14 protein-coding genes are annotated in these 16,945 nt (G+C 69.2%); 5 read left to right on the top strand and 9 right to left on the bottom strand.

Annotated features, from left to right (window positions below):
* The first annotated feature begins 2 nt into the window (after positions 1 to 2).
* The 3 genes from RCF13_RS15715 to RCF13_RS15705 are packed head-to-tail and all read left to right on the top strand — an operon-like array spanning position 3 to position 3,260.
* Positions 3 to 2,267 carry a DUF802 domain-containing protein gene (locus RCF13_RS15715; protein ID WP_231352149.1) on the top strand — a complete coding sequence of 755 codons (2,265 nt, stop codon included), beginning with the start codon at positions 3 to 5 and terminating at the stop codon, positions 2,265 to 2,267.
* The gene (locus RCF13_RS15710) at positions 2,264 to 2,902 is read left to right on the top strand and encodes an OmpA family protein (RefSeq protein ID WP_061479995.1); all 639 of its coding nucleotides are present in this window, start codon (positions 2,264 to 2,266) and stop codon (positions 2,900 to 2,902) included. Before RCF13_RS15715 ends, RCF13_RS15710 begins: the two co-directional genes overlap by 4 nt.
* Positions 2,892 to 3,260 carry a DUF2894 domain-containing protein gene (locus RCF13_RS15705; RefSeq protein WP_134969317.1) on the top strand — a complete coding sequence of 123 codons (369 nt, stop codon included), beginning with the start codon at positions 2,892 to 2,894 and terminating at the stop codon, positions 3,258 to 3,260. Before RCF13_RS15710 ends, RCF13_RS15705 begins: the two co-directional genes overlap by 11 nt.
* A gap of 149 nt (positions 3,261 to 3,409) precedes the next feature.
* Here RCF13_RS15705 and RCF13_RS15700 read toward each other — a convergent pair whose 3' ends face one another.
* The 9 genes from RCF13_RS15700 to RCF13_RS15660 form a co-directional block, all read right to left on the bottom strand.
* The gene (locus tag RCF13_RS15700) at positions 3,410 to 4,168 is read right to left on the bottom strand and encodes a 2,3-dihydro-2,3-dihydroxybenzoate dehydrogenase (RefSeq protein ID WP_134969318.1); all 759 of its coding nucleotides are present in this window, start codon (positions 4,166 to 4,168) and stop codon (positions 3,410 to 3,412) included.
* On the bottom strand, positions 4,159 to 8,049 hold the full coding sequence (locus tag RCF13_RS15695) for an enterobactin synthase subunit F (protein WP_231352150.1): 3,891 nt from the start codon (positions 8,047 to 8,049) through the stop codon (positions 4,159 to 4,161). Before RCF13_RS15695 ends, RCF13_RS15700 begins: the two co-directional genes overlap by 10 nt.
* The gene (locus tag RCF13_RS15690) at positions 8,046 to 8,303 is read right to left on the bottom strand and encodes a phosphopantetheine-binding protein (protein WP_100478273.1); all 258 of its coding nucleotides are present in this window, start codon (positions 8,301 to 8,303) and stop codon (positions 8,046 to 8,048) included. The genes RCF13_RS15695 and RCF13_RS15690 overlap by 4 nt, the downstream gene beginning before the upstream one ends.
* Positions 8,303 to 8,935, bottom strand: coding sequence for an isochorismatase family protein (locus tag RCF13_RS15685; RefSeq protein WP_061480001.1), 633 nt, complete (start codon positions 8,933 to 8,935; stop codon positions 8,303 to 8,305). Before RCF13_RS15685 ends, RCF13_RS15690 begins: the two co-directional genes overlap by 1 nt.
* Positions 8,935 to 10,587: an AMP-binding protein gene (locus RCF13_RS15680; RefSeq protein ID WP_134969450.1), complete on the bottom strand. Its 1,653-nt coding sequence runs from the start codon at positions 10,585 to 10,587 to the stop codon at positions 8,935 to 8,937. The genes RCF13_RS15685 and RCF13_RS15680 overlap by 1 nt, the downstream gene beginning before the upstream one ends.
* Complete coding sequence (locus tag RCF13_RS15675) at positions 10,584 to 11,777, bottom strand: isochorismate synthase (protein ID WP_231352151.1); 1,194 nt, start codon at positions 11,775 to 11,777, stop codon at positions 10,584 to 10,586. Before RCF13_RS15675 ends, RCF13_RS15680 begins: the two co-directional genes overlap by 4 nt.
* Entirely contained in the window at positions 11,774 to 12,970 is a 1,197-nt protein-coding gene (locus RCF13_RS15670) for an MFS transporter (protein WP_134968369.1), read from the bottom strand. Before RCF13_RS15670 ends, RCF13_RS15675 begins: the two co-directional genes overlap by 4 nt.
* A gap of 154 nt (positions 12,971 to 13,124) precedes the next feature.
* Complete coding sequence (locus tag RCF13_RS15665) at positions 13,125 to 13,436, bottom strand: DUF3817 domain-containing protein (RefSeq protein WP_134968382.1); 312 nt, start codon at positions 13,434 to 13,436, stop codon at positions 13,125 to 13,127.
* A gap of 125 nt (positions 13,437 to 13,561) precedes the next feature.
* Positions 13,562 to 14,497: a TIGR03571 family LLM class oxidoreductase gene (locus RCF13_RS15660; protein ID WP_134968370.1), complete on the bottom strand. Its 936-nt coding sequence runs from the start codon at positions 14,495 to 14,497 to the stop codon at positions 13,562 to 13,564.
* Positions 14,498 to 14,563: 66 nt separating this feature from the next.
* Here RCF13_RS15660 and RCF13_RS15655 point away from each other — a divergent pair, with 66 nt between their 5' ends.
* Together RCF13_RS15655 and RCF13_RS15650 are read left to right on the top strand one after the other, a co-directional pair.
* Positions 14,564 to 15,013: a GNAT family N-acetyltransferase gene (locus RCF13_RS15655; protein ID WP_134968371.1), complete on the top strand. Its 450-nt coding sequence runs from the start codon at positions 14,564 to 14,566 to the stop codon at positions 15,011 to 15,013.
* Between the two features lie 123 nt (positions 15,014 to 15,136).
* A complete protein-coding gene (locus RCF13_RS15650) occupies positions 15,137 to 16,657 on the top strand; it encodes a thioredoxin family protein (protein WP_134968372.1) in 1,521 nt (506 codons plus the stop codon).
* Positions 16,658 to 16,945 lie beyond the last annotated feature (288 nt).

Raw genomic sequence — 16,945 nt, 5'->3', positions numbered from 1 at the left:
CCATGTCCAGAACTGCTCTCCATGTCGTTGTTTTCCTTGTCGGCCTGCTGGCCGTGTGCTGGATCGGCATTGGCTACGTTTCGGTGCATCCGCTGGGTGCAGCGGTGGCGGCAATCATCGCGGCCTGCTACATCACCGGCGGCGTGGAGCTGTACCGCTACCGCCAGGCCAGCAACGGCCTGCGCGCCGCACTGAACGACCTGTCCAGCGCGAAGGAAAGCCTCGCCCCCTGGCTGGAGCGCGTGCCGGTAGGCCTGCGCAACGCCGTGCGCCTGCGCGTGGAAGGCGAGCGCACCGCCCTGCCCGCACCGGTGCTGACCCCTTACCTGGTTGGCCTGCTGGTACTGCTCGGCATGCTCGGTACCCTGCTGGGCATGATGGACACGCTGCGCGGCACCGGGCTGGCCCTGCAGAGCGCGACCGACATGACCGCGATCCGCGGCTCGCTGGCCTCGCCGGTGCAGGGCCTGGCGGTGGCCTTCGGTACCTCGATCGCCGGCGTGGCCAGCTCGGCGATGCTCGGCCTGTTGGCCGCGCTGCTGCGCCGCGACCGCCTGCAGGCCGTGCAGCAGCTGGACCGCGCCATTGCCGGCGACCTGCACCCATATTCGCAGGCCTGGCAGCGCGCCGAATCGCTGCGCCTGCTGCAGGCACAGTCCGCCGCGCTGCCGGCGCTGGTCGACCGCCTGCAGGCGATGACCAGCACCTTTGAACAGCACAGTGCGGCCGCCAATGAGCGCCTGCTGGCAGGCCAGGCCGAGTTCCTGACGCAGAGCCAGGCGCTGCAGGAACGCCTGGCCCTGTCGCTGCAGCAGTCGCTGCGCGAAGGTGCCGAAGCCAGTGCCGCGGCCATCGGTGGCGCGCTGCAGCCGATGGCCGAGACCACCCTGGCCGGTCTGGCTCACCATGGCGAAGCGTTGCATGCCCGTGTCGAGCGAGCCGTGCAACAGCAGCTGGCGGGCCTGAGCGACGGTTTCGAACGCAGCCGGGTCGCCACCGAAGCCAGCTGGGCCAAGGTGGTGAGTGAACAGTCCCAGGCGCAGCAGGCGCTGGTGAGTGATCTGCGCCAGCACCTGCAGGCCTTCAGCGATGGCCAGGGCACGCACGCCGAAGCACTCGTCGCGCGTATCGGCGAGCGCCTGCAGGCCGATGCCAACGGCAACGCCGAGGCCTGGCGCGCCGCCATCGAGCAGCAGCAGGCACTGAACAGCGCGCTGATCGAGCGCCAGCAGCAGGCGCTGCTGGCGGCCGGCCAGCAGCTGGACGAGCACGCGCAGGCACTGCTGCAGGCACTGGAACAGCGCCACGAGGCCAGCCAGTCGCTGCTGCAGGACCACGAACAGCAGCGCTCGCAGCAGTGGCAAGCCGCCCAGGCCGCCGCCGCGACTGCGCATGCCCAACTGCAGGCCAGCCTGGACAGCCGCGAGCAGCAGCGCCAGGCACGCTGGGACGCGGTCAGCGCCGAGTTGCAGCAGGCCCACGCCGCCCTGCAGGCGCAACTGCAGGCCGGTGACGAACAGCGCCTGCAGCGCTGGAGCGATGCCTTGCAGCACGTTTCCAGCGAGCTGGCCGAGCGCCTGCAGGCCAATGGCGAACGCCTGGCTGCACAGCAGCAACAGGTCTGCGACGCGCTGGCAGCCACCGCACAGCAGATCGGCGAGAACGGTCGCGCGCAGGCCAGTGCCACGCTGGCCGAGGTGTCTACCCTGCTGCAGACCGCGGCCGCCGCTCCGAAGGCTGCGGCCGACGTCATCAACGAGCTGCGCAGTACGCTGTCCGAAAGCCTGGTGCGCGACAACGCGATGCTGGAAGAGCGCGGCCGCCTGCTGGCCACCGTGCAGACGCTGCTCGATGCGGTCAACCATGCGTCGCACGAACAGCGCACCGCCGTAGACGCGCTGGTCGGTGGCTCGGCCGAGTTGCTGGAACGCGTCGGCAACCGCTTCACCGACCATATCGCTGCCGAGACCGGCAAGCTGGACGGCATTGCGGCAGCACTCACCGGCAGCGCGGATGACGTCGGCCAGCTGGCCGGCGCCTTCGGTGAAGCGGTCGCGCAGTTCGGCGCCGCCGCCACCGCGCTGTCCGGCCGCCTGGAACAGATCGGTGGCGCCCTGGATGCCTCGCTGGCTCGTAGCGATGAGCAGCTGGCTTACTACGTGGCGCAGGCGCGCGAGGTGGTCGACCTCAGCCTGCTGTCGCAGAAACAGGTGATGGAAGAGCTGCAGCAGCTGGCCGCCCGCCGCGGCAAGGCCGGTAGCGCATGAGTGACGAGCTGGAGGTCGATGGCGGCTCGCACGCACCGATCTGGGCCGCCTTCGGCGACCTGATGTCGGTGCTGCTGGGTGCGTTCGTGCTGATCCTGGTGGGTGTGGTCGCGGTGCAGCTGGAGCTGTCGCAGCGGCTGGAGCAGGAAGTGAAGCAGCGCCAGGCCGAGGCCAAGCGCCTGCAGACCCTGGAACAGGCGCTGGCTGGCCCGCTGGCTGCCGGTCGCGTGACGCTGGTCGACGGCCGCATCGGCATCAGCGGCAGCGTGCTGTTCGCGCTGAACTCGGACCAGCTGCAGCCGGAAGGCCAGGAGCTGCTGCGCAGTCTGGCCGCACCGCTGGCCGCCTACCTGGGCAGCCGCGAAGAGATCCTGATGGTCAGCGGCTTCACCGATGATGCGCCGGTGCGCGAGGGCAACCGCCGCTTCGCCGACAACTGGGAGCTGTCCGCGCAGCGTTCGCTGACCGTGACCCGCACCCTGATTGCCGACGGCGTACCCGCTGATGCCGTGTTCGCCGCCGCGTTCGGCAGCGAGCAGCCGGTCAGTTCCAACGCCAATGAGGAAGGCCGCGCACGCAACCGTCGCGTGGAGATCGCGCCGATTCCCAAGCCCAAGGCCCCGGATGCCAAGTAAGCCGCCCGCCCTGGAAGGCCTGCGCGCATTGGTGCGTGACCTCGATGCGGGGTCGCGCTCGCTGCCGCATTACCCGCAGGTGCCGATGCTGCAGCAGGTGCAGCGCGAATGGTCGGAGCTGCGCAGCGAACTGCAGGTGCGCCGCTCGCTGCGCGCCGAAGCCCCGGCCGATGGCGGCCCGCTGAACTCGGCGGTGCTGGTGCAACGCATGCTCGACACGATGCAGGCCACCAGCCCCGGCTACCTGCGCCACTTCATCGACTATGTGGACACGTTGTCCTGGCTGCAGGCGCTGCAGGACAGCGCCGCCAGCGGCGGTGATACCACAAAGCCAAAGCGTACGCGCAAGCCGCGCTGAACACTGAATGGTAGTGCCGGTCGCCGGCCGGCAGCTACGCATCTCCGCGTCGGTTCGTGCGGTTGCCGGCCAGCGGCCGGCACTACCGGGGGCTATGGACTACCGGCCAGCGGCCGGCACTACCGTTGCCGGGCAGCGGCGGTCGGAGCTCAGGCGCGCAGAGTGGCGCCGCCGTCGACATACAGATCGCTCATCGCTACGTGCCCGGCCTGCTCGGAGAGCAGGAACATCACCGAGTGCGCGATGTCTTCCGGCGTGGCGAGTTTGCGTAGCGGAATGCCGGCCTTGTAGGTCTCCAGGTTGCCGGCGATCACCCGCTCGGCGCCGTGCCCGTCCTGCCACATGCCGGTCTGCATCGGGGTCAGCGTCGAGCCCGGGGCGACGATGTTGCAGCGGATGCCCAACGGCGCCAGCTCCAGCCCGAGGCAGCGTGTGAACATGGTGGCGGCGGCCTTGGATGCCGCATAGGCGGCCATGCCATGCCTCGGCACACCGGCCGCATTCGAGCTGACGGTAACCATCGCGCCCTGCCGGCGCGGCGACATCACCCGCGCCAGCGCACGACCGACATGGAACACGCCATCGGCATTGACCGCGAACACCCGGCGCCAGTCGTCATCGCCGGTCTCGGTCACGCCGCCCACATGCAGCACACCGGCCACGCTGGCGCCCAGCATGATCGGCCCGATGCGGGACTCGACCTGATCCACCAAGCCGTCCACCGCGGCACTGTCGGTCACGTCGAGTGCGAAGGTATGCACACGCACATCTGCCGTAACAGGCGCCTCGCGATCGGTCGCCACCACGGAGCAACCGGCCTCGGCCAGTAACCGTACCAGTGCCTCGCCGATGCCGCCGGCAGCGCCGGTCACCAGTGCCACGCGACCTTCAAAGCCGGTCAACCGCATGCTGCGATCTCCTGTTGCTCGTCCCATTGGCGCAACCGCGCCGACAACCACGGCGCCAGCTGCGCCACCGCATCGCGGCCAGTCAGTTCTGCATGCAGGAACGGCAGTTCCAACGACTGCACCCTGCGCGCGTGTGTCCGCCACAACGCCGACTGCAACTGTGGCCGCGCGTGGTGATCCCGGCCCGCACGCACATGCACCAGCGTGCCATCGAACGGCCGGTGGATATGTTCACGGATCAGTCGATTGGTGCCGGTCACGGCGCGCACCACGCCATCCAGCACGACATCCGGCAGGCTACCCAGCGCACTGCCACCACGACGCAGGAACGCGAGAATGCGCTCCCGGCTGTCCAGTTCCGGATGCGCATCCGGGTCATGCCCGGCAATCGCCAGCAGTGCCCGCAATGCGGCGATGGCATCGGGTTCCGGCTCGGTCCGCCAGCACTCGCTGGGATAGGCGTCCAGCAGTACCAGTTCGCCGACCTCGCGCCCGATCTCATGCAGTCGCACCGCCATCGTCTGCGCGAGGATGCCACCCACCGACCAGCCCAGCAGATGCACCGGCCCCTTCGGCTGCAGTGCGACCACGCGCTGTACGTAGTCGTTGGCCATCGCCTCGATGCTGCTTGGCAGCGGCAGCCGTGCGTCCAGTGCAGGCGACTGCAGGCCGTACACCGGGCGTGCCGGCTGCAGTGCCCGGGCCAGGGTGCGGTAGTTCCAGGCGATGCCGCCGGCCGGGTGCAGCACGAACAGCGGCGTAGGCCCGGCAGCGTCGGTCGCGGCCAGCGCGATCACCGGCCCCAGCGCGTGATCGGCCAGCGCGGGTGGCTCGGCAATGCGAACCGCCAGCGCGGCCACGGTGGGCTGGGCAAACAAGGCCCCCAGACCGAGATCGCAGCGCCAGCGCTGTTCGATCGCCAGCAGCAGGTGCACCGCCGACAGCGAGTCACCGCCGAGACTGAAAAAGTCCGCATCCACCGCCACCGGCGCTTCTCGCCCGAGTGCCTGGGCAAACAGCGACGCCAGCTCCTGTTCCAACGGCGTGCGCGGCGCCAATCCGGCGACCTCATGTTGTGGTGGTTTCGGCAACGCGTTGCGGTCGAACTTGCCGTTGGCGGTCACCGGCCAGTGGTCCACGCCGACAAACGCCGAGGGCACCATGTAGTCCGGCACGCGCGTGGCCAGATGGCTGCGCAGCATCACGGCGTCGGCAAGCGCAGTCGGCACATACGCCACCAGACGCGCGTCGCCGGGCGCATCCTGGCGCAGCAGCACTTCCACCCGCTCCATGCCCGGCAGTTCGCGCAAAGCCGCCTCGATCTCACCCAACTCGATGCGCAGGCCGCGCAGTTTCACCTGATGGTCGCTGCGGCCCAGGTACTCCACCGCGCCATCGCTGCGCCAGCGCGCTATGTCGCCGGTGCGGTAGATGCGTTCGCCCGCCAGGAAAGGATCGGCAAGGAAGCGTTCGGCAGTCAGGTCTTCGCGACCGAGATAGCCGCGCGCCAGCTGCACACCGCCCAGATAAAGGTCACCGGCCACACCGACCGGCACCGGCTGCATCCGCGCGTCCAGCACGTAAAGTCGGGTATTCCAGACCGGGAAGCCGATCGGTACCGGCCGCGATCGATCCTGCGCCGACGCCGGCCAGTAGCTGACGTCCACCGCAGCTTCGGTCGGGCCATACAGGTTGTGCAGCTCGGCGTGCATGCGCGCGTGGAAGCGGTCGCGCAACGCGGCGTCCAGCGCCTCGCCACTGGTGAATACCCGTCGCAGCTGCAGGCCTTCGGAGGCCGGTGCAGCGAGGAAGGCATCGAGCATCGACGGCACGAAATGCGCCGTGGTGATGCCATGGCCACGGATCAAGCGGGCCAGTTCAGTGGGGTCGCGATGCGCATCGGGCCCGGCAATCACCAGCGTTGCCCCGCACAGCAACGGCAGGAAGAACTCCCAGACCGACACATCGAAGGTGGCCGGGGTTTTCTGCAGCACGCGGTCATCGGCGCGGATGCCGTAGTGCTCGCGCATCCACAGCAGGCGGTTGACGATGGCACGGTGTTCGACGACCACGCCCTTCGGTTCCCCGGTCGAACCGGAGGTATAGATCACATAGGCCGCATCGCTGGGCGCCGGATCGGCCCAGGGCGCAGCGAAGCTCAGCGCGGCCCACTGCTCCGGCGCGAGCACCGGTACGCCGGCCGTGCGCGCCGAAATCTCCGCCGCAGCCAGAACGCACACCGGCTGCGCCGAGGCGAAGATGCGCGCCAGCCGCTCGTCGGGATGGGCAAGGTCCAACGGAAGATAGGCCGCGCCTGCACGCAGCACCGCGAGCAGCGCGATCACCAGCTCCAGCGAGCGCGGCAATGCCACCGCCACCACGCTGCCCGGGCCGACATCCATTGCCCGCAGCTGTGCCGCCAGCGCGAAACTGCGCGCTTCCAGCGTCGCGTAATCCAGCGTCGCATCGCCGAACACCAGCGCAGGTGTGTGCGGGTCCCGATCCATGCCCTGCTGCAGCAATTCAACCAAGGTGGTCTCAGGAAGCGCGTGCGCGGTGGCGTTGAAACCCTGCAGCAGCTGCTGCGCCTCCGCGGGCGTCGCCAGGGGCACGGCGGCGATATCGTCAGCCTGCAGCGCCGCCGACACGAAATGCAGCAATCGCGCCGCGTGCGCCTGGATATCCTCGCGACTGTACAGCGCGGGATTGGCCTCGATCTCCAGATCCAGCAGGTGCTGGCCATCGCCACGGAAACCCAGCGCCAGGTCATCCACCGGTCCGGTGCACAGTACCTCCAGCGCCGCCTGCACGCCAGTCAGCGCCAGCAGCCTATAGAACGGCTGCACATTCACCAGCGGGCCGTGCAGGCGCTGCTGCGTGCCGACCAGGCCCAGGTCCCGGCGCAGCTGCTCGCCCCGGTAGCGGCCGTGCCTGCGGCCTTGACTGAGCTGGCGACCCAGGCCCCGGGCAAAGGCCTCGACGCTGCCCTCGCCGGCCGCCACGCGCAGCGGCAACACATTCATCACCATCGCCGGCACCCGCGCCGACGCGTTGCCCAACCGCCCCATGTAGGGCACGCCCAGCACCACTTCATCGGCGCCACTCATCCGCCGCAGGTACTCGGCCGCCAGCGCGACCAGCACATCCGGCCAAGGCTGCAGCCAACGCACCGAAGCCTGCAGCAACAGCTCACGGAAGGCCGCATCGAGCGGCTGCACCCAGCGCAGCGCGTCGTCACTGGCCGCGAGCGTGCCGGCCAGGCCTGCGCCTGCCGGTGCGCCCTGCATGTGCTCACGCCACCACTGCCCGGCCTGCGCGCGGCGCGGATCGGCACGGTAGGCGGCATCATCGGCCAGCACGCCCGCCAGCCCCGGCAGTGACTCACCGGTACGACCGGCATACAACGCGCACACCCGATCAGTGAACAGCGCCATGCCGTAGCCATCGGCCGCCAGATGATGCACGCGCAGGTACCAGACCCAGCGCTGCCCGCCCAGCTCAAGCAGCACCTGCTGACTGATCCGGTCGCGGGTGGGATCGACCGGGCTCAGCCGGTCGGCGTGCATCAGGTTGCGTGCCGCAGCGGCGGGATCCGTCTCGGTGGACACATCACGCACCGAAAGCAGCGGCACGTGTGCCGGGTCATGCCACTGCAGCGGCTGGCCATCGGCACCTTCGGCAAAGCGCAATGCGAAAGCCTCGGCCTCGCGCGCAGCCTGGTCTGCGGATGCGACGAACGCGGCCACGTCCAGCGGGCCGTCGATCCATACCGCGTGCGCGGTATTGAATGACGGATTGTCCGGTGCCAGCCGCTGTGCGAACCACAGCCCCGCCTGGGCCTCGGTCAACGCCACCGGCGTGGCCAGCGCTGCGGCGTTCATGCGTTCTGCGCGGCCTGCAGTTGTTGCACCACACCCCACCACTGGCGCAGCGTGGTGTGCTCGGCCAACTGCGAGAACTCCAGCGGAAGGCCAGTGTTGCCCCAGGCCAGGACCAGGCCGAGCATGCGCATTGAATCCAGGTCCAGGTCGATCAGGTTGTCGTCGTCACCGATCTCGGCCGGCGTGCACTCCAGCACGCGCGCCACGTCGGCACGCATCCGCTCCAGATCCAGCATCTCACCGGTGGCAGCCATCACAGCACCTCCAGCAGCTGATCGGTGGTCATCGGCACACCACAGGTGCGCGCGATCCAGTGCAGCGCCTGATCGTGATCGGCACGCGAGAAGTCCGCCACCGCATCGGCGGCGATGAAGGCCTCGATGTCACGCTGGAAGGCCTCGACGACGGTCGCGGTACAGCCGATATGGGCGTACACGCCGGTCACCAGCAGCTGATCACGCCCACGTACCCGCATCAGCGTCTCCAGGTTGCTGCGCTGGAAGGCGCTATAGCGATGCTTGACCAGCACATGCTCGCCCGGCTGCGGCGCCAGCGCCTCGATGATCGGCTCATGATCGGCGCTGCGACGCATGCCCGGTCCCCACAGGTCGGCCTGCAGGCCACGATCACGCCGGTCCTGGTCGCCATGCTGGGCGGTGTAGAACACCGGAATGCCCTGCGCGCGGCAGTGCGCCAGCAGGCGTGCGATGTTGTCCACGGCCGGCCGCAGCGGTGCATTGCCGGCGTCGAATGCGGCCAGGAAATAACGCTGCATGTCGTGCACCAGCAGCGCGACACGATCGCGCTGCGGGCGCCACGGGCCACGCGCCTGCGGTAGTTCGGCGGCGGTCGGCAAGGGGTAATCAGTGATACGGGGCAGCGCCATCAGCGCGTTCCTCCTGTCTGTTGCAGATGACGCGCACGCAGTTGCGCGCGCAGTTCGCGGCGGCTGATCTTGCCGACCGCGGTGGTATCGAAACTGTCGACGAACACGACCTGATCGGGCACCTTGAACGCCGCCAGGCCACGACCGCGCATCCAGGACTTCAGCGCCGGCGCCTTGAACGGTTCGCCCTGCGGAATCACGAAGGCGCAGCTGCGCTCGCCCAGGTACTCATCGGGAATGGAGACCACGGCCGCATCGAACACACCCGGATGTGCCAGCAAGTGGTCTTCGATCTCCTCGGCGGAGATCTTTTCGCCGGCACGGTTGATGTGGTCACCCGCACGCCCCTGTACCACCAGATAGCCCCCGGGCAGCTGCTGCACACGGTCGCCGGTGCGATAGAAGCCGTCGTCGGTGAACGAGCGCGCATTGGCCACCGCATCGTTGTGGTAGCCGCGGATGGTGTACGGGCCACGGGTGAGCAGATGCCCCACCTCACCTTCGGCCACCGGCTGGTCATGGTCATCGACCACGCGCACTTCGTCGTCCGGACTGATCGGCCGGCCCTGGCAAGCCACGATCAGGTCCTCCGGATCATCCAGCCGCGTGTAGTTGACCAGGCCTTCGGCCATGCCGAACACCTGCTGCAGCGTGCAGCCAAGGCCGTCGATCACCCGCCGTGCGGCTTCCGGCACCAGTTTGGCACCGCCCACCTGCAGTACCTGCAGGCTCGACAGGTCATACTTGCTGGTGGCGGCGGCCTGCGCCCACAGCAGCGCCAGCGGCGGCACCAGGCCGCAGCAGGTCACCTTTTCGCGGGCGATCAGCGGGAATGCGGCGTCCGGCCCGGGGCCGGGGCTGAGCACCACGCGGGCGCCGGCGTACAACGCGCCGAAGAAGCCGGGCGAGCTCATCGGGAAATTGTGCGCGGCCGGCAGCGCGACCAGGTAGACGCTGTCGCGGTCTATGCCGCAGAGGTCATTGCTGGCGCGGAACGAGTAGATGTAGTCGTCGTGGGTACGCGGAATCAGCTTGGACAGCCCGGTGCTGCCTCCGGAAATCTGCAGGAACGCCACCGATTGCGGGTCCGGATCGACCGGCAGCTGGCTGCGATCGCCCTGCAGCGCCTCCAGCGCGATGAACTCCGCCGCATCGCCGTCGATCACCACATGGCGCACTGCCGGGGCCTCGGCCTGTAGTGCCCGCGCCAGCCCGCGATGATCGAAGCCATCGTGCAGTGCCGTGGTGATGTAGGCACTGGCTTCGGCCTTGTTGGCGAAGTGCGCCAGCTCGGTGATGCGGTGCGCCGGCAGCGCGTACACCGGCACCAGGCCGGCCCGGAACAGGCCGCAGACCGTGGTGATGAAGCCTGCGGTGTTGCCCAGCTGCACCAGCACCCGTTCGCCAGGCTGCAGGCCGAGCGCCAGCAGGCCGGCACCGATGCGCCCGGCCTCGTGCCACAGCTGCGCGTAGCTCAGGCGGACATCACCGGCGACCACCGCGATGTCGTCGGCATAGCGTTCCGCACGTTCGCGCAGGAACGCCGGGAAGGTCTCGCCACGCCAGTGACCGGCCTCGCGATAGCGCGCCACCAGCGCGTCGGGCCACACCTGCTGCAGTGGCAGGCGGGAGGATTCAACGGAAGCATTCATGCGGCAGGCTCGATGGCGGGCGCGGATTCATGGACACCCAGCGCGTTCAACAGGGCAGCAAACTTCGCTGCGGTTTCGGCCACCTCGGCCTCGGGGTGCGACTCGGCGACGATGCCGGCACCGGCATACAGGCGCAGTTGCGTGCCCTGCAGGCGCGCGCAGCGGATCGCCACGTACCAGTCGCCGTCACCCTGCGCGTCCAACCAACCCACGGCGCCGGCATAGAAGCCACGCGGTACAGGTTCCAGCTCGCGGATGCGCTGCAGCGCCGCCAACCGCGGCGTACCGCAGACCGCCGGCGTGGGATGCAGCTGCGCCAGCAGCGCGGCCGCCGATGTCTGCGGATCCTTCAGGGTGGCATGGATGCGGGTACCCAGATGCCACATGCTGGCGGTGGCATGCAGCGCCGGCCGCGGCTGTGCATCGATGTGGCTGCAGTACGGTGCCAGGCCCTCGACGATGGCTTCGACCACGTGGCGGTGCTCGTCGTGGTCCTTGGTCGAGGCCAGCAGCGCCTGCGCCGCACGCTCGTCCTCGGCGGCATCGGCGCTGCGCCGCGCGGAACCGGCCAGCGGATGCGACAACAGCTCGGCGCCGCGCTTGCGCAGCAGCAGTTCCGGCGTCGCGCCCACCAGCCAGGCGGGTGCCTGCCCCGGCGCCACCGGCAACGGCACCGCGTAGGTCGCCACCGAAGGATCCGCGCCCAGGCGTGCCAGCAGCACCTCGGGGGAAAGTGACTGCCGCGTGCGTGCCAGCAGGCTGCGCGCCAGCACCACCTTCTGCAGGTCCAGTCCGGGCGCGCGCAGTACCTGCACCGCAGCCGCCACCGACGCCGCGTATGCCTCGGGCGCGGGCTCGGCCTGCAGGGCACCCTCCAGCGCCGGCGCGGCCTGCGGCGGCAACGGCAGGGCTGGCAGCAGGCGCTCGGGCTGGTACAACGCGTCGTCCGCACGCGGTTCGAACGGCACCGCCCCCACCAGCAGGCCCGGGCCGCCACGCTGCTGGGCAAAGAACGCCGCAACGCGCTCTGCCAAGGTCGCCAGTGCACCGGCCGGCAGCGTGGCGCGGCAACCGCGTGCGTGCACGTGCTGGCCGGCGTGCTGCAGCAGGAACAGCGACGCGTCGTCGGTGCCTTCCTGCGGCGCTGGCGCAGCCTCCGGCCACGCGCTCTGCTTCAGGGAATCGTTCATGGGGCCTCCTTCATCCGATGCGCTGCAGCCAGCGCGCACAGCAACAGCAGCAACGCGCCGACCAACAGGTATGGCAGGCTGGGCCCGCCGCGATACAACAGCGTGCCGAGCATCGGCCCGGCCACCATGCCCAGGCCCTGCGCTGCCGCGACGGTGCCTGCTGCGGCACCCTGCTCGTGCGCTTCCACCGCGTCGGCGGCCAGCGCCTGGAACGAGGGGAATACAAAGCCCATGCCGAACGCTGCCAGCGCATACGCCGCCGGCAACTGCCAGCCCTGCTGCACGCCCGCCACCGAAGCAAAGCCAATGCCAGAAATCAGCGCGCCGAGGACGATCCAGCGGCGTGGATGGACCTCCAGCTTCATCACCAGTGCCTGCGCCAGGATCAGGCCGACGCCAACGGCGGTGAGTGCAATGCCGGCCATGCGTGCGCCCGCAGCCGCATCCAGGCCCAGGCGATCAATCGCGAAGAAGCCGACCGTGACCTGCGCGATGGTCACCGAGACCATCGCGATGAACGCCGCCAGCTGCGGCAGGCGCAGGCGCGTGTCGAGGCGACTCACCGGCGTGCGGCGTTGTGAGGACGCACCCACCACGGGCGGCGTGGCCGGCAGCCGCCAGGCCAGCAATGCCAGTGCCAGCAACGGCAGCAACGCGGCCACGTACAGCGCCAGCGAAAGGTTGGTATAGGCAAGCCAGCCGGCAGCGGCGGGGCCGAGCACCATGCCCAGCGCATTGGCGCTGCCCAGGCGGGCGAGGAATTTCGCACGTTGGCCGGTCGGTGCCTTGTCGGCGATCAGTGCCGCTGCGGTAGGCGGCACCGCCGCGTAGAACAGGCCGATCAGGCCGCGCGCACCGACCAGCACCAGCACTGACACCAGTACCGGCGGCACTGCCTGCAGGGCCACGTCGATGAACACCGCCAGCGCGATGTAGACCACGGTGTAGGCACTCATCGCCAGCATCAGCACACGCTTGCGGCCGATGCGGTCGCTGAGCTGGCCCCAGGGGCGCGCGGCCAGCATCCACAACACGCCCGCGGCGGTGACCGACAGTCCGGCATGCCACTCGGACAAGCCGAGCATGCGGACCACCGGACCGATCACCGCGACGAAGGACATCATCGCCATGGTGCCGATCAGGGCAGCCAACACCAGCGCCGGCAAGCCGGGAACGACGGGACGTGCGTGCATGAAACACCAGCCGTAACAGGGAAGGATTGGCCGGACGCGCCTGCGCGCCCCGCCCGGCATCCGCCCCGCTCAGGACCGGACGCCATCCTCAAATGATAACGGCTCGTATTTGCGTTTGATACCCATTCTCTTGAATGGGCATGCAACAGTCGGTTCAGCGCATCGGACGCAGGCCCAGCAGGCCACGGCGCTTGAACCACCATTCCAGCGGCAACGTCACCAGCGGTGGGATCGCCGCCAACAGGGCCAGTGCACTGGCCCACCACGGCCAGCGCAGGCGCACAGCCGCAAACAGGGTGACTGCCACATAGGCCAGGAAGGCCACGCCGTGCAGCGGCCCGAACAGCTTCACCAGCGCCACGCTGGCCATCGGGCCGTACTTCATCCACATGCCGATGAGCAGGCCGGCCCAGGTCACGGCCTCGATGAAGGCCACCGCGGCGAACAGGCGTCCGGTCGGGTGCATGGGGGAAGGTTGGGTCACGTGGGGCTCCGGCATCGGGGTATCAAATGCGAATGATACGCAGATGCGAACCTCATGTAGAGTCGAGCCGTGCTCGACTGCTGGAGCGTGTCCACCAAGGTAGACACCTACCCGAGCATATGCGGCAGAACCTGCTCCCCGATCTCACGCAGCACCGCGTCCATCGGCCGCCCGTTGTCGACCAGATTGAACATCACATGCGCCACGCCCTGCGCATGCACGCGCAGCAGATAGTCACGCAGGCCATCGCGGCCGACCTTCAGGCCCAGCGGCAGCGACTCGGCTGGCGCCTGCGGATCGGCCTGCAGGTCCAGCAGCATCGACTGCACGAACGGCTTGCTTGGTCCGCCCCGCTGCGCCAGCGCCTGCTGCCACAGGCCGATGCGTCCTTCCTGCGCGGCCTCGTCGCGGTGATAGGTGGCCCAGCCTTCGGCCTCGCGCGCGATCCACTGCAGGCTCTGCCGCGCGGTACCCACCACCAGCATCGGAATGCGCGCTGCCGGCGCCGGCAGCACGTCGAAGCCACCCGTGGCCTGTAGTACAGCGCTCCGCTCATAGGCCTCCGGTGACAACGCCGCGCGCAGCAACGTCCAGCGCTCACGGAACGTCGCCGCCCTGCCCTCCAGATCCTCACCGAAGGCGGCGAATTCTTCCGGGCGGTCGCCCGAACCCAGGCCCAGCACGAAGCGTCCGCCGCTGATCCGGTCCAGGCTCAAGGCCGACTTCGCCACCTGCAACGGCTGGCGCAATGGCAGCACGATGGCCGCGCTGCCGACCACAATGCGATCAGTCGCAGCGGCCAGCATGCCCAGCCACAGGAACGGGTCATCCAGCGCGCTCGCTACCGCGTCCGGACCCTGCGGCACCATCAATGGCACATCACGCGTCCACAACGCGGCAAAGCCCAGGTCATCGGCCAGCCGTGCGATGCGCCTGGCGTCATGCGGATCGGCCAGCCCATGCGCGGCGACAGGCGTCATCAGGCCCAGGCTCAGCCCCTGTTGCGGAAACAACGCAGCGTAAGCGGGATTGAAATCACTCATGCCGGCAGCTTAGCGTGCAGTCATGCGGCGACGATGACGCGCCGCCCACTACCGGAAGAACACTGCATGCCGATGATCCGCCCTGCCCATGTCGATGACCTGCCCGCGATCAGTGCGGTGTGCCTGGCTGCGTTCACTGCCGCGGTCGCGCCTTCGCTCAGCGCGGCCGGCATCGCCACCTTCGGCAGTGTCGCCGCTGCCGAAGCGTTCGGCGCGCGCCTGCACGGCGACAACCACATCCTGGTGGCCGAGCAGGACGGCCGCGTCGTCGGCGTGGTCGAGCTGAAGGAAGGCCGGCACTTGGCGATGCTGTTCGTCGATCCCGCCTGCCAGGGCCAGGGCATCGGCCATGCACTGTTCGAGGCGCTGCTGCCGCAGGTACGCGAGCCGGTCCTGACCGTACGCGCATCGCTCAATGCTGTGCCGACCTATCTGCGCTATGGCTTCGTGCTGGACGGCGACGTCGGCGAGCTCAATGGGTTGGTGTATCAGCAGATGGTGCGGGCAGCGGCCTGAAGGCATCCGCCGGGCATGCCCGGCAATGCCCGGCGGGCGTCATGCCCTGCAGCACGCCCGTCATAAGCAAACTGAATCAGCACACTCCCCGGCCATTCCTACAATGGACTGTCCCCCTTCGAGATGCCGCCGATGCGCGTCGCGCTTTCCGTGTTGCTGCTGGCTTCGGCGCTGAGCGCCTGCACCCCGGCCCCGGTTTCCACCGCCAACTCCGCCGAGGCACCTGCGCCGGCCAAGGGAATCGCGTGGCGCCAGGGCGACGTCGATGATGCCTTCGCCGAAGCCGCAGAGAGCGGCAAGCCGGTGCTGCTGTACTGGGGCGCGGTCTGGTGCCCGCCGTGCAACCAGCTCAAGGCCGGCCTGTTCAAGGACCCGGCGTTCATCGCGTTGACCGGCAAGTTCGTGCCGGTCTATCTGGATGGCGACGAGGAAGGTGCGCAGGCCTGGGGCGAACGCTTCGGGGTGCGCGGCTACCCGACCCTGATCGTACTGGACCCACAGCGCAATGAACTTACCCGCGTGGCCGGTGGCAACGACGCCGCCGAACTGACCCGGGCGTTGACCGTCGCCGCCGGGCGCCGCAGTGCAATCGCTGCCACCCTGGCTACCGCCCTGGCCACGCCGGAGAAGTTGGCTGCCGAAGACTGGCAGGTGCTGGGCGACTACGGCTGGGAAGTCGACGCCAACCGCCTGGCTGGCGAGCGCAGGAGCCAGGATGTACTGCGGCAGCTGTCCAAGGCGGCACCGGATGCCGCCCTGCAGCGCCGCTTCGCCCTGCTGGCCCTGGCCACCGCCGACACGCCCGCCAGCTCGCCTACCGAAGTACGCGAGCTGCTGCAGGCCGTGCTGGCGCAGCCCGCCGAAGTCCGCCGCAACCGTGAGTTGCTGGGCTATGCAGGCGTGCAGCTGGTCAAGCAGGCCAGTGCCGGGCCGGCCACCCGCAACACGCTGGGACAGCAGCTGCTGGTTGCGCTGGAACGCGCAGATGCCGAGCGCGGCGACCGCGCCGACGACGCATTGTCGCGGGCGCTGATCGAAGTATCGCTTGCCCGCCAGCAGCAGCCGAAGGGCGCACTGCCCGCGGCCATGGTTGAGCGGGTCAAGCAGCGCGTGGCCGCTGCCGATGCCGCCGCCACCGATGCGCACGCGCGCCAGGCAACGATCAGCAGCGCGGCGTACGCATTGCGCCAGGTCGGTGACGACGCCGGTGCGGAAGCGCTGCTGCTGGCCGAACTGAAGCGCAGCGAGCAGCCGTACTACTACATGCCCGAACTGGCCGAACTGGCCGAGCAGCGGGGCGACACCGCCGGTGCGCTGGAGTGGTTGAAGCGTGCCTACGACGGTGCGCAGGGCCCGGCCACCCGCGTGCAATGGGGCGTGCTGTACGTGGAAGGGTTGCTGAAGCTGGCGCCGAACGACGCGCCGCGCATCGAGCAGGCCACCGCCTCGCTGATCGCCGAACTGGAGGCGCAGCCGTCGGGCTACCACCAGCGCACCCGCCAGCGCTTCGAGCGCCTGGCCGGGCAGTTGAAAGCGTGGAGCGGCAAGCACCAGGGTGCCGAGACACTGGCGCGTCTGCAGCAGCGGATGCAGCAGGCGTGCGGTGAACAGGTGGATGGCGCGTGCAAGCAGTGGTTGAGTTGAGTTGATGAAAACGCGGGCGGCTGGTTCGCCTGCCGGCGCTTTTGTTGATACGTGTGGGAGGGGGCGGGGGCCGCTGGCCAGGACACGCAAAAGCCCCTCCATGGTGCTCGATGGCGCCATCCTTGGCGCCAACGGTCCTGTCCAGCGGCCCCCGCCCCCTCCTGACAGTTTCTGCGAGCGCGGGCAGCACATCAGCGCGCCGGTGAGGTTCGAAAAGCGGGGTCTGGTAGTGCCGGCCGCGGGCCGGCAACCCGACCTTCGCTGATTGCCGGCCAGCGGCCGGCACTA

Source organism: Stenotrophomonas maltophilia group sp. RNC7 (assembly GCF_030910085.1).
In the GTDB taxonomy this organism is placed as follows: Bacteria; Pseudomonadota; Gammaproteobacteria; order Xanthomonadales; family Xanthomonadaceae; genus Stenotrophomonas; species Stenotrophomonas sepilia.
The sequence above is the reverse complement of the archived record's forward strand: the minus strand, read 5'-3'. Positions and strand labels throughout refer to the sequence as shown.

What these genes read in the sequence shown, in the direction of transcription:
- RCF13_RS15715 (WP_231352149.1), top strand. Translation starts at nt 3, where the DNA reads ATGTCCAGAACTGCTCTCCATGTCGTTGTTTTCCTTGTCGGCCTGCTG.
- RCF13_RS15710 (WP_061479995.1), top strand. Translation starts at nt 2,264, where the DNA reads ATGAGTGACGAGCTGGAGGTCGATGGCGGCTCGCACGCACCGATCTGG.
- RCF13_RS15705 (WP_134969317.1), top strand. Translation starts at nt 2,892, where the DNA reads ATGCCAAGTAAGCCGCCCGCCCTGGAAGGCCTGCGCGCATTGGTGCGT.
- RCF13_RS15700 (WP_134969318.1), bottom strand. Translation starts at nt 4,168, where the DNA reads ATGCGGTTGACCGGCTTTGAAGGTCGCGTGGCACTGGTGACCGGCGCT.
- RCF13_RS15695 (WP_231352150.1), bottom strand. Translation starts at nt 8,049, where the DNA reads ATGAACGCCGCAGCGCTGGCCACGCCGGTGGCGTTGACCGAGGCCCAG.
- RCF13_RS15690 (WP_100478273.1), bottom strand. Translation starts at nt 8,303, where the DNA reads ATGGCTGCCACCGGTGAGATGCTGGATCTGGAGCGGATGCGTGCCGAC.
- RCF13_RS15685 (WP_061480001.1), bottom strand. Translation starts at nt 8,935, where the DNA reads ATGGCGCTGCCCCGTATCACTGATTACCCCTTGCCGACCGCCGCCGAA.
- RCF13_RS15680 (WP_134969450.1), bottom strand. Translation starts at nt 10,587, where the DNA reads ATGAATGCTTCCGTTGAATCCTCCCGCCTGCCACTGCAGCAGGTGTGG.
- RCF13_RS15675 (WP_231352151.1), bottom strand. Translation starts at nt 11,777, where the DNA reads ATGAACGATTCCCTGAAGCAGAGCGCGTGGCCGGAGGCTGCGCCAGCG.
- RCF13_RS15670 (WP_134968369.1), bottom strand. Translation starts at nt 12,970, where the DNA reads ATGCACGCACGTCCCGTCGTTCCCGGCTTGCCGGCGCTGGTGTTGGCT.
- RCF13_RS15665 (WP_134968382.1), bottom strand. Translation starts at nt 13,436, where the DNA reads ATGCACCCGACCGGACGCCTGTTCGCCGCGGTGGCCTTCATCGAGGCC.
- RCF13_RS15660 (WP_134968370.1), bottom strand. Translation starts at nt 14,497, where the DNA reads ATGAGTGATTTCAATCCCGCTTACGCTGCGTTGTTTCCGCAACAGGGG.
- RCF13_RS15655 (WP_134968371.1), top strand. Translation starts at nt 14,564, where the DNA reads ATGCCGATGATCCGCCCTGCCCATGTCGATGACCTGCCCGCGATCAGT.
- RCF13_RS15650 (WP_134968372.1), top strand. Translation starts at nt 15,137, where the DNA reads ATGCCGCCGATGCGCGTCGCGCTTTCCGTGTTGCTGCTGGCTTCGGCG.